This window comes from Caproiciproducens sp. MSJ-32 (assembly GCF_018918055.1).
In the GTDB taxonomy this organism is placed as follows: domain Bacteria; phylum Bacillota; class Clostridia; order Clostridiales; family Clostridiaceae; genus Clostridium.
Genome location: NZ_JAHLPS010000067.1, coordinates 19,371 through 30,503 on the forward strand (window position 1 = coordinate 19,371; position 11,133 = coordinate 30,503).

Annotated in this window: 7 protein-coding genes and 2 riboswitches; all 7 genes read right to left on the reverse strand. The window is 30.2% G+C overall.

What is annotated here, in order from left to right; translation table 11 throughout:
• Nucleotides 1-111: 111 nt before the first annotated feature.
• The 7 genes from KQI16_RS07910 to KQI16_RS07940 all read right to left on the reverse strand — a co-directional run bounded on the left by KQI16_RS07910 (nucleotide 112) and on the right by KQI16_RS07940 (nucleotide 10,967).
• Complete coding sequence (locus tag KQI16_RS07910; protein ID WP_216433387.1) at nucleotides 112-945, reverse strand: MetQ/NlpA family ABC transporter substrate-binding protein; 834 nt, start codon at nucleotides 943-945, stop codon at nucleotides 112-114.
• Between the two features lie 95 nt (nucleotides 946-1,040).
• Nucleotides 1,041-1,157, reverse strand: a riboswitch (SAM riboswitch).
• 25 nt (nucleotides 1,158-1,182) lie between these two features.
• Nucleotides 1,183-2,019, reverse strand: a complete 837-nt coding sequence (locus KQI16_RS07915; protein WP_216433389.1) for a MetQ/NlpA family ABC transporter substrate-binding protein — start codon at nucleotides 2,017-2,019, stop codon at nucleotides 1,183-1,185.
• Nucleotides 2,020-2,061: 42 nt separating this feature from the next.
• On the reverse strand, nucleotides 2,062-2,697 hold the full coding sequence (locus tag KQI16_RS07920) for a methionine ABC transporter permease (protein ID WP_216433391.1): 636 nt from the start codon (nucleotides 2,695-2,697) through the stop codon (nucleotides 2,062-2,064).
• Complete coding sequence (locus tag KQI16_RS07925) at nucleotides 2,697-3,734, reverse strand: methionine ABC transporter ATP-binding protein (RefSeq protein ID WP_216433392.1); 1,038 nt, start codon at nucleotides 3,732-3,734, stop codon at nucleotides 2,697-2,699. The genes KQI16_RS07920 and KQI16_RS07925 overlap by 1 nt, the downstream gene beginning before the upstream one ends.
• Nucleotides 3,735-3,839: 105 nt before the next feature.
• Nucleotides 3,840-3,980, reverse strand: a riboswitch (SAM riboswitch).
• A gap of 328 nt (nucleotides 3,981-4,308) precedes the next feature.
• Entirely contained in the window at nucleotides 4,309-8,661 is a 4,353-nt protein-coding gene (gene polC, locus KQI16_RS07930) for a DNA polymerase III subunit alpha (RefSeq protein WP_216433394.1), read from the reverse strand.
• Nucleotides 8,662-8,880: 219 nt separating this feature from the next.
• Nucleotides 8,881-9,153 (reverse strand): DUF4190 domain-containing protein, encoded by a 273-nt coding sequence (locus tag KQI16_RS07935; RefSeq protein WP_216433396.1) that lies wholly within the window; start codon nucleotides 9,151-9,153, stop codon nucleotides 8,881-8,883.
• 170 nt (nucleotides 9,154-9,323) lie between these two features.
• Nucleotides 9,324-10,967: a cell shape-determining protein gene (locus KQI16_RS07940; RefSeq protein ID WP_216433398.1), complete on the reverse strand. Its 1,644-nt coding sequence runs from the start codon at nucleotides 10,965-10,967 to the stop codon at nucleotides 9,324-9,326.
• Between the last annotated feature and the right edge of the window lie 166 nt (nucleotides 10,968-11,133).

Sequence of the window (11,133 nt, forward strand, 5' to 3'; positions counted from 1 at the left end):
TATATTAATTTTACTTTTACTTGGTTACAAATTAAAAAATTAACACTTCTAAGAAGGAAATAGCAATCTTTACAATTGTCAATTATCCATTTTATTTAAGATATCCTTATATTAAAATACCGGAAGCACAGACCCATTATAATTATCTTCTATAAATTTTTTAACTTTATCTGAAGTCAAAATTTTTGTTAAATCTTTAATTTTTTGACTATTTTCATTTCCTTTTTTTACAGCAATAACATTATGATATTTTTTTGAAGCTTCTGTAGTAGCATCTTCTAAATATAAAGCATCCTTTGCTGGACTTAAACCTGCTTCTAAGGCATAGTTACCATTAATAACTGCTATAGCTACTTCTTCTAAAACTCTTGGTAGTTGAGCTGCCTCTAATTCTTCAAATTCAAGATTTTTTGGATTTTCCACAATATCCTTAGGTGTAACTAATTCTGCTTCTTTAAGCTTTATCAATCCTGCACTTTCTAATAATCTTAATGATCTCGCTTCATTTGATGGATCATTTGGAACTGCCACCCTAGCTCCATCTTTTAGCTCATCTAAGCTTTTAATATTAGCTGAATATATTCCTATTGGTTCTAAATGAACTCCTTTAGTATAAGTTAAATCATATCCTTTTCCTTCATTAGTTTCCTCTAAGTAAGGAATAGTTTGAAAGTAATTTGCATCCAAGTCTCCATCTGCTAATGCTGTATTTGGAGTAACATAATCTGTATATTCTATTACTTCTACTGTATAGCCCTTAGCTTCAAGATCTGGTTTTATTGCATTTACTATTTCTGCATGAGGTACTGGTGTAACCCCGATTTTTATTGTTTTATCTTCTTCTTTTGCTTTATTTCCTTCTGAAGCACCTGCATTTCCACAACCTATTGATCCTATTGATAATATACCTGTTAATAATAATGAAAGAATTCTTCTTTTTCTCATTTATAATACCTCCTAAAATTTTAGATTATTCAAGAATTTAATAAAAATGCACTTGAGAATAAACCTCAAGTGCATAAAAACACAGAAAATTTATTCCCTTATCTCTCAGCTACAGCTGCAGGATTTAGCACCAAACTAACAAGAGTTACTTTTCTCTTATTATAGGTTGCCGGGTTTCATAGGGCCAGTCCCTCCACCACTCTTGATAAGAAAGAAAATATTTAGTTTTATATATTATTAAAATGATGGGATTACTGAACCAGCATAATTTTCTTCAATAAATTTCTTAGCTGTTTCGGATGTTAAAGCTTCAGTTAAAGCTTTAATTTTTTCATCATTTTCAGTTCCTTTTCTTACGGCTAATACATTTCTATAATTTTCAGCTGCTTCTGCATCCTTATCTTCTAATACTAATGCATCTTCTGCTGGATTTAAATCTGCTTCTAATGCATAGTTACTATTAATTACTGCTAAATCAACTTCTTCTAATACTCTTGGTAATTGAGCAGCTTCAAGTTCTTCAAATTCTAAATTTTTAGGATTTTCAGTTATATCCTTAACAGTAACTAATTCTCCGTCAGCAATTTTAATTAAACCTGCTTTTTCTAACAATCTTAAAGCTCTTGCTTCATTTGATGGATCGTTAGGAACTGCTACTCTAGCTCCTTCTTTTAATTCATTTAAATTTTTAATTGTATTTGAGTATGCTCCCATTGGTTCTAGATGAATAGCTGCAGTATATGTTAAATCCAAACCTTTTCCTTCATTTGTTTCATTTAAATATGCTATATGTTGGAAATAATTCGCATCTAAATCTCCATCTGCTAAAGCTGTATTTGGAGTAACATAATCTGTATACTCTACTATTTTAAGGGTATATCCCTTAGACTCTACTTCTGCTTTTATTGCATTTAAAATTTCTGCATGAGGTACTGGTGTGGCACCTACTGTTATTGTTTTATCTGCTCCATTAGTTGTATTTTTTTCTTCTGAAGCATTAGTTTGTCCACATCCTATTAATCCTAAAGCTAAAACTCCTGTTAATACTAATGATAATATTCTTTTTCTTTTCATATATATTGCCCCCTTAAAATTATTATTTTTTATAAGTTTTTATTAAGATAATTTTTTATATAAATTATTACCTAAAGATTGTAAGCCTTGAACAATTATTATTAATAGTATTACTGTTACAATCATTATATCTGTTTCATATCTTTGATAACCATATCTTATGGCTACATCTCCAAGCCCTCCTGCACCAACTGATCCAGCCATTGCAGAATATCCAATTATATTTATTACTGTAAGTGTTAAACCTGATATTATAGAAGGAACTGCTTCCTTTATCATAACCTTAAAAACTATTTGTGTATTTGAAGCTCCAAAACTTTTTGCTGCTTCTATAACACCTTCATCAACTTCCTTTAAAGAAGCTTCTATTATTCTTGCAACAAAAGGTGCTGCTGCTATTGTTAATGGAACTATCGCAGCTGCTGTTCCTGTTGACCTTCCAACAATTGTTCTTGTCAAAGGAATAATAACTACTATCAAAATTATAAAAGGAAAACTTCTTAAAATATTTATTATAGCGTCTAAAATTTGATATACTGTCCTATTTTCCTTCAACCCTTTTGGTGATGTTAAAACTAATATAATTCCTAATATTGAGCCTATAATTACTGCAAATAATGTAGAGAAAAATACCATTACAATTGTGTCATATATAGCTGGTAATAAAATTTCTGTCATTAGTTAATCACCTCCAAAATTATATTTTTCTTTTCTAAATAATCTATAACCTTGTCCTTATCTTTTTCATCTAAATTTATTACTAAACTTCCTAGAACATTTTCCCTAAATTTCTCTAACTTCCCCCAAACTATTGAAAAATCAATATCCAGTTCCTTTGCCATTTTTGTAATAAGGGCATTTTCTGAAGAATTGCTTGGAAAGAATAATCTAATATTTATTCCTTCATTAGGTAGAAGTTCCTCCTCATCATCTCCAAGGAATTTCTTTAATGAAATACCTGGATTTAAAAATAAATCTTCTGCCCTTCCTTCAGCCTTTACTAGTCCCCCTTCTAATAAAGTAACTCTTTCACACACTTCCTTAACAACTTCCATTTGGTGAGTAACTACTACAATTGTAATTCCTAATTCCTTGTTTATCTTTAAAAGAAGCTGTAATATATCTTTTGTAGTTTTTGGATCTAAGGCCGAAGTAGCTTCATCACAAAGAAGGATTTTAGGCTCTAGAGCTAAAGCTCTTGCAATTGCAACTCTTTGCTTTTGACCACCACTTAAATTTGTTGATTTTTGATTTGCTTTTTCGGAAAGACCTACTAACTTTAACAGTTCATTTACTCTTTTTTCTATCTTTTCTTTTTGATATTTCTTATAGCTTATACACTTTTTCCCTTCTTTATTGCATTCCTCTTTATACTTTTTATATTCTTCTTCATATCCCCAAACTTCTAAGGGTAGGGCTACATTTTCAAATACAGTTTTTCTTTTTAAGAGGTTGAAACTTTGAAATATCATTCCTAATTCTTTTCTAAATTCCCTTAATTTATATCCTTTAAGTTTTTCAACTTCTTTTCCATCGACTTTTATTGTTCCTTTATCATAGGATTCTAGACCATTTATACATCTTAAAAGAGTTGATTTTCCAGCTCCACTATGGCCTATAATGCCATATATTTCGCCTTCTTTTATATGTAAAGATACATTCTTTAATACTTCTGTATTATTATAACTTTTACTTAAATTAATAATTTCAATCACTAATTGGTCCTCCTTTTATAGTTTGGCAATCGAATAATTTAAAAAACAAAAACTGCACTCAAGAATAAATCCCAAGTGCAGCATAAAATCGCATTAAAATTTACTCTCTCATCTTTCAGCCAAAGCTGCAGGATTTAGCACCAAACTAATAGAAAATAGACCTTATGCCTTTGCATAAAGCTGTAACCTTCTATTAAAGGTTGCTGGGTTTCACAGGGCCAGTCCCTCCACCACTCTTGATAAGATTTCGTATTTTTTATTTAATTGTTTGTTGTTATTTATATTACTATCTAGGAATATATTTGTCAACAAAAATTTTAAAACTTTTTATTAAATTTTATTTAAAAACATTTTACTATTTTTTTCTTATAATGTGAATAATAATATTTTTTTACTCAATAGTTCAAAGTTTTAATGAAGAAAAAACAACTATGTCTTAGAGTTGTTGGTTTATTTCAATACAGGAAATTTAACCAAAACTCTCGGCATAGTTGTTTTTAAAATTAGTACTTCTTTGCAAGCTATTCGCTTATTTAGAATATACTTTTACCTAAGATTTGTATTGCTTAGTTTATTAAATTACATCAAAGAAACTTAATTGATCTCTTTCTGGAAGACCTTCTAAACATCCAAATTTTCTTAATAACTCAACAGCTGAATTCCCAACCTTATCCCTTTTCTTTAAATCTTCTATTGAACTTATTGGAATTCCGCTATGAACTGCATTGTATATAGCTTCAGCAGCCACATTTCCCATACCTGCTATACTGTTAAGAGGTGGTCTTAAAGCACCATCTTCAATTTGAAACTTAGTAGCATGGGATTTATATAAATCTATTGACAAAAATCTTAAGCCTCTTTCATACATTTCTAAAACTATTTCTAAATCATCATACATATCCTTATCTTTAGGAGCTGCATCATTGCCTAACTCTTCAATTTCCTTCATTTTTGCTTTTACTTTTTCTTTTCCAAAAATCATATATTCTGCATCAAAGGCTTTTGCCCTTATAGTAAAATAAGCACAATAATAGGCAAGAGGTATATGAACCTTAAACCAAGCTATTCTAAAGGCCATCATTACATAGGCAGCTGCATGGGCTTTAGGGAACATATATTTTATCTTTCTACAAGAATCGATATACCACTCTGGTACATCATTTTCTCTCATTAAGGCTTCATATTCAGGCCACTTTGGTTCTTTTAAAGCCTTTCCCTTACGGACAATTTCCATGATTTTAAAAGCAGTATTAGGTGGAAGGCCTTTTTTAATCAAGTAAACCATAATATCATCTCTTGTACATACAGCATCACTTATGCTTGTTACTATACCAGAATCAATTAGGTCTTTAGCATTTCCCAGCCAAACATCAGTACCATGGGAAAGGCCTGATATACATAGAAGGTCTGAAAAAGTTTTTGGCTTTGTATCTACAAGCATTCCCCTAACAAACTTAGTACCAAACTCAGGAACTCCAAAGGTTCCCACCTGAGAATTTATCTGCTCTGGAGTTACCCCTAAAGCTTCTGTAGATGAAAATATAGACATTGTTTCCTTATCATCTAGAGGTATAGTTTTAGGATCTACCCCAGTTAAATCCTGAAGCATTCTTATTACTGTGGGATCGTCATGCCCTAGTATATCAAGCTTTAACAGGTTTTGATCTATAGAGTGGTAATCAAAATGGGTTGTAATTATATCTGAATCAGGGTCATCTGCAGGATGCTGAACTGGACAAAACTCAAAAATTTCCCTTCCCTTAGGAACTACTATAATTCCTCCTGGGTGCTGTCCAGTTGTTCTCTTTATTCCTGTACAACCTTTTGATAATCTCAGCATTTCTGCCTTATTAACATTCATATTTCTTTCTTCAAAATACTTTTTAACATAACCAAAAGCTGTTTTTTCTGCTATTGTACCTACTGTTCCTGCCTTAAAGGTTGTTCCCTTACCAAAGATAACTTCTGTATACTTATGAGCCTTTGCCTGATATTCTCCTGAAAAGTTTAAGTCTATATCAGGTTCCTTATCACCATTAAAACCTAAGAAGGTTTCAAAAGGTATATCCATTCCATCCTTTGCAAGCTTTTCTCCACAAACTGGACAATCCTTGTCTGGTAAGTCAATCCCATTATTACAGCCATAATCTGTAAAATCCGAATACTTACACTTAGGACATCTATAGTGAGGAGGTAATGCATTAACCTCTGTTATACCTGTCATATAAGCAACAAGGGAAGAACCAACAGAACCTCTTGAACCTACCAGATATCCATCTTCATTTGACTTCCACACAAGTTTTTGGGCAATTATATACATAACCGAGAAACCATTTTTTATTATAGAATCCAGCTCTTTATCTAATCTTGCTTGAACTACTTCTGGTAATGGATCTCCATATAATTCATGAGCCTTTCCATAAGCAATATCTTTAATTGTCTGCTCACAGCCCTCTATGTATGGAGTTGCCTTTTCAGGTGATATTGGACTAATTTGCTCACACATATCTGCTATTTTATTTGTATTTTCTACTACTACTTCATAAGCCTTTTCTTTGCCTAAATATGAAAATTCTTGAAGCATTTCATCAGTAGTTCTTAAATAAAGTGGAGCTTGATTATCTGCATCCTTAAATCCTTGGCCTGCTTCTATTATACGCCTATAGATTTCATCTTCAGGATCTAAGAAATGAACATCTCCAGTTGCTACTACAGGTTTATTTAGCTTTTCTCCTAAAGCAACAATCTTTCTATTTATTTCTTTTAAATATTCTCTGTCAGGTACCTGCTCAGTCCTGATTAAATATTCATTATTATCTAAAGGCTGAATTTCTAAATAATCATATTCCTCTGCAATTGCTTCAATTTCTTCATCAGATTTTCCAAGAAGTATTGCCTGATAAAGTTCTCCTTCACTGCAGGCACTGCCTATAATTAAGCCTTCTGAATATTTTTTAAACATACTCTTTAAAATACGAGGCTTTTTATAAAAATAATCTAAATGAGAGTAAGATACTAATTTATATAAGTTTTTTAAGCCAATATAATTTTTCGCAAGAATTATTGCATGATATGTCTTAAGCTTTTTATATTCCTCTTTTTTTGCTACTTCATCAGAAGCATATTTATCTATATCATCAAGTGTTTTTACTCCTCTTTCCTTTAACATATCAAGCATTATATTAAATACTTTAACTGTTGTATCAACATCATCTAAAGCTCTATGGGCAACTTCTACCTTTATGCCTAAGTTTTTTGCTATTCTTCCTAATTTATAAGTTTTATACTCAGGGAACAGCTCTTTTGCCAAGGCTAAAGTATCTAAATAAGTAAATTCAAAATCATAGCCTAAAACTTTTGCATTATGCTTTAGAAATCCTATATCAAAGTCTGCATTATGAGCAACTAATACGCTTCCTTCAATAAAATCTAATATCTTAGGGAAAACCTTATCTATTGTTTCTGCATCTTTAACCATATCATCTGTTATATTAGTTACTTCAACAACCTTAGCTGGAATAGGCTTTTCAGGATTTACAAAGCAGCCAAATTTATCTATAACTTTTCCGTCTTTAACCTTCATAATACCTATTTCAGTTATTTTTTCTGTTACTGCTGAAAATCCAGTAGTTTCTAAATCCAGCACACAATAGGTCGTATCAATAGACTGTCCCATAGAATTAGTTACAGATGGCTTTCTATCTGGTGCTAAATAAGCTTCAACTCCGTAAATAACCTTCATATCTGGATTATTTCTTCCTAAAAGTTTATGAGCTTCTGGGAAGGATTGAACAACTCCATGGTCTGTTATTGCAATAGACTTCATCCCCCAGCTCATGGCTCTCTTAATTAAATCAGTAGCACTAGTTACTCCATCCATTTGACTCATTTGAGTATGCATATGAAGCTCTACTCTCTTAACTTCTGCAGTATCCATCCTAGCGGCCTTTTTAATGGCTTCTGCCTCTAGTATAGTATTAGCAATTATTTCAACTTCTCCAGAAAAACTGCTATAGCCTGCATTACCAAGAAGCTTTACTGCCTTTGTCTTTTTCAATCTTGAAAATACCTCGTCACCTTCCCCTGGTTTTACAAAAGCCTTACAGGTGATTGAACTTGATCCATCATATAAATCAAAAGAAACTAATAATTTTCCACTTCTTAATTCCTTTGCATCTATATTCGATATTTCACCTTGTATAACAACTCTTCCTTCATTTGGTGTTATATCAGTAATCTTAATTACAGGATCCTTTATATTTCCATTTCTACCTAGTATCAATAGTGAATTCTTATTTTTACTGTCATTTTCTGCTTTTGCTTCTTGTTTAATTTCTGGAACAAGCTTAACTGGCGTTGCATTATTATTGTTATTATTTTGTTTTGCCTGAACATCCTTTTGAATAATGACTTTTTCTTTAGTAAAGTTGTTTTCCTTTAACTTAATTAGCTCTTCTTCGCTTAGGTCATCAATAAAATTAATTTTATATGTTTTTCCGTATAAAGCTTTTAATGAATCCTGAATTTTTTTATCGTATTTTAGTTCCCTTAGCATTTCAGAAATAACCATTTTAAAGCTAAAATTAAGGGAATTATCCTCAATTTGCAGTTCACAATTATTTATTGCTGCTTTTAAGAAAGGGTGTTTAATTGATAAAAAGTCTAGAACTTCCTTAACTCTATCTTCTATTGATCTTTCAAAGGAAGCTTCAGTATAATTTATTATAATTTTTGAATCATTTAGGGCAAATCTTTCTTTAATAAAATTATTAAAAGATTCTATTTCTCCAATCTCAATATATTTATCACAGCTTAATTTCATTTCAAGAGTTTTAGTCTTTTTTCTTAAAGTAACTCCCTCAATTACAGCTGTGTTTATATTTCCCCCCAAGGCATAGTCACTAAAAATTTCACTTATTTTTTTCATGTTATTTCTTAACCTTTCTCTGCAAATTTTTAGCCTGCTAATATTATACTAGATAGCATTTAAATTTGCTATGTAAGAAATCTTATATAATTTTACTTAAATATAATTTAAATGTTTAAATATATCTATTCTTAAGTTTATCTAATCTATTTCCCTTGTCCACTAACAAAAGCTCAAACACTTAAAATTGCAATGTTTGAGCTTTTATTACTTTTTTAATTATAGAAAACTTAATGTACTGCTTATTATAACGAAAGCATAAATTAAATTAGCTATTCCAGAAATTAATCCAATAATAGCAAAGACCTTTCCTTTTTGGTTTTTTCTTTTAATTTGCGAGAAGGAAATCGCAGAAAATATTATGGCTAATATTGCGACTATTCCAAAAAAGTTTAAAAACCAAGAAATAAGTCCTAAAATAAAGCCAGTAATTGCTAAAGCATTAGTTCCATTATCTTGCATCTGCGGAAAGTTATTATATTGTTCTCCCATTACAATCAACTCCTTATTTTTTACTTATTAATATTTAATTAATATTTGATTAATAAATATTAAATTTCACTACTATAAAATATATTAAAATAAAATATAAATATGCTTATATTAATAAAAAACCCCAACTCATAGAATATCTATGATTGGAGTTTATATTAATATTTTAATTATTTAATATTTATATTTAAGTTATCAAAAGTAATTGCATTTATTGAGCTATTGCCATTTTCATAGTAGGAAATAGATATTTTATCCTTTTCCTTAGTTAAAGGTGTTTCTTTTGATAGCCCCTGAGATACAATAATTAATTTTTCAGGATATTCTACAGTTGTAATATAAAATACCAATTCATTTTGAGATATAATACTTCCAATTCTATCAACTGTTAGAGTTTCCTTTTTAGCATTTCCATTAGCCTCTATATCTGTAGTATTTTTATTTCCATTGTTTAATGCAGTAATATAATTATTGTAAGTTTCTTCAATATTATTACCTACACCTACAATATTATAATTTTCTACATTTACCATTGCATATTGTTTTATTAACCCCTCATTATCTTTTAATGGAATAAAATATGTTGCTTCATTATTTACATTTATTAAATATGGGAAACTTGCACTATATCCTAAGTTTTGAACCTTTCCTTCTGCTGAACTCATTGCAGCATTTTCTGTTGCACCTGAATTTTTATAGAAGGTCTTCTCTCCAGTTACACTATTTACAAGCATAAAGCCTACACTTGAATTATCAACCCCTACACTTGTCATACCTGTATAGTAATAGCATATATCATCTATATAAATAATTCCTGTACCATTGGTTGTTTCTAATTTATCAGTTTTAGAGAAATTCCAAAAACCATGGATATATTTTCCCCACCACTCAATTTGCTTTACCATTAGGTCAATAGGTTGAACTCTATCAATCCATTCAGGTATTTTACTAATATCATCATAATATGTGCTTTCTCCTGTTTGTGCATCTACAAGAACTATTCCTATAACTTTTTCACTTCTTATTCCTACCCCTTTATCATAGGCTGTTACTATCCAATAAGGTCTGCCTTCATCATCTATCTCAAAGGAATAATCAGTAAAACCAACTGTTTTTATATTCTTATAAATATGTCTTTTTATATCATCGCCAAAGTAAGCTCTTTTTGAATATTTTAATTTTAAAGCTTGTCCATTAAGTTCTGTCACTAACTTTACATCATTTAATGAAGTTGCATTAACCATTACATAACCTTCAGTTCCTCTATTTTTAAGCCAAGCAAAAATACCAGAAGGCTCTAAGGGAGCAACATAATATAGTTTATCTCCTACTTGCTGTAAAGTCATATCTCCCAAATCAGTCCTCGACCCTAAGGAAGGAATTTGTCCAACTTCCTTATCTGCAACACGGATAGCATATTCCTCATCAATAATTGGAATATTTTTCAACTCTATTTCTTTAACATTATCTACAAACTCTTCCGTTTTAACATCACCAGCTAGAGCTCTATATTTTTTTGCACTAACCATTTTTGAACTTGCTAAATTAACCCCCAAAGCTATTATTATCACTAATATTAATAAGCTAAATAAAGTCTTTGAAATTTTTTTATTCTTCTTAACGCTTGCTTCATCATTAACATTTTCTTTAATAGAAGCATAATAAATTGCAGAAATTAATAATATTATTACAACTAAAATTACTATAGCATTAAATAAAAATTTTATATTTAATACAGGCATAATGAAGTAATATATAAACCATATTAAAATAAATAATAATATCCCTAATAATAGTCCGATTTTCTTTTTCATTTAAATACCCCCGTAAAAAAAACTATTTGAACTATGAATTTAAAAATGGGGCTGTCGCATTAGCGGTTAAAAATCGCTAATGCTCAGCTCTTATTTTGTACTGTTTTATATGAATTTTAAAGAGTTTTTCAAATAAATTCATCTCTACTCCTTAAAAATGGCGCAC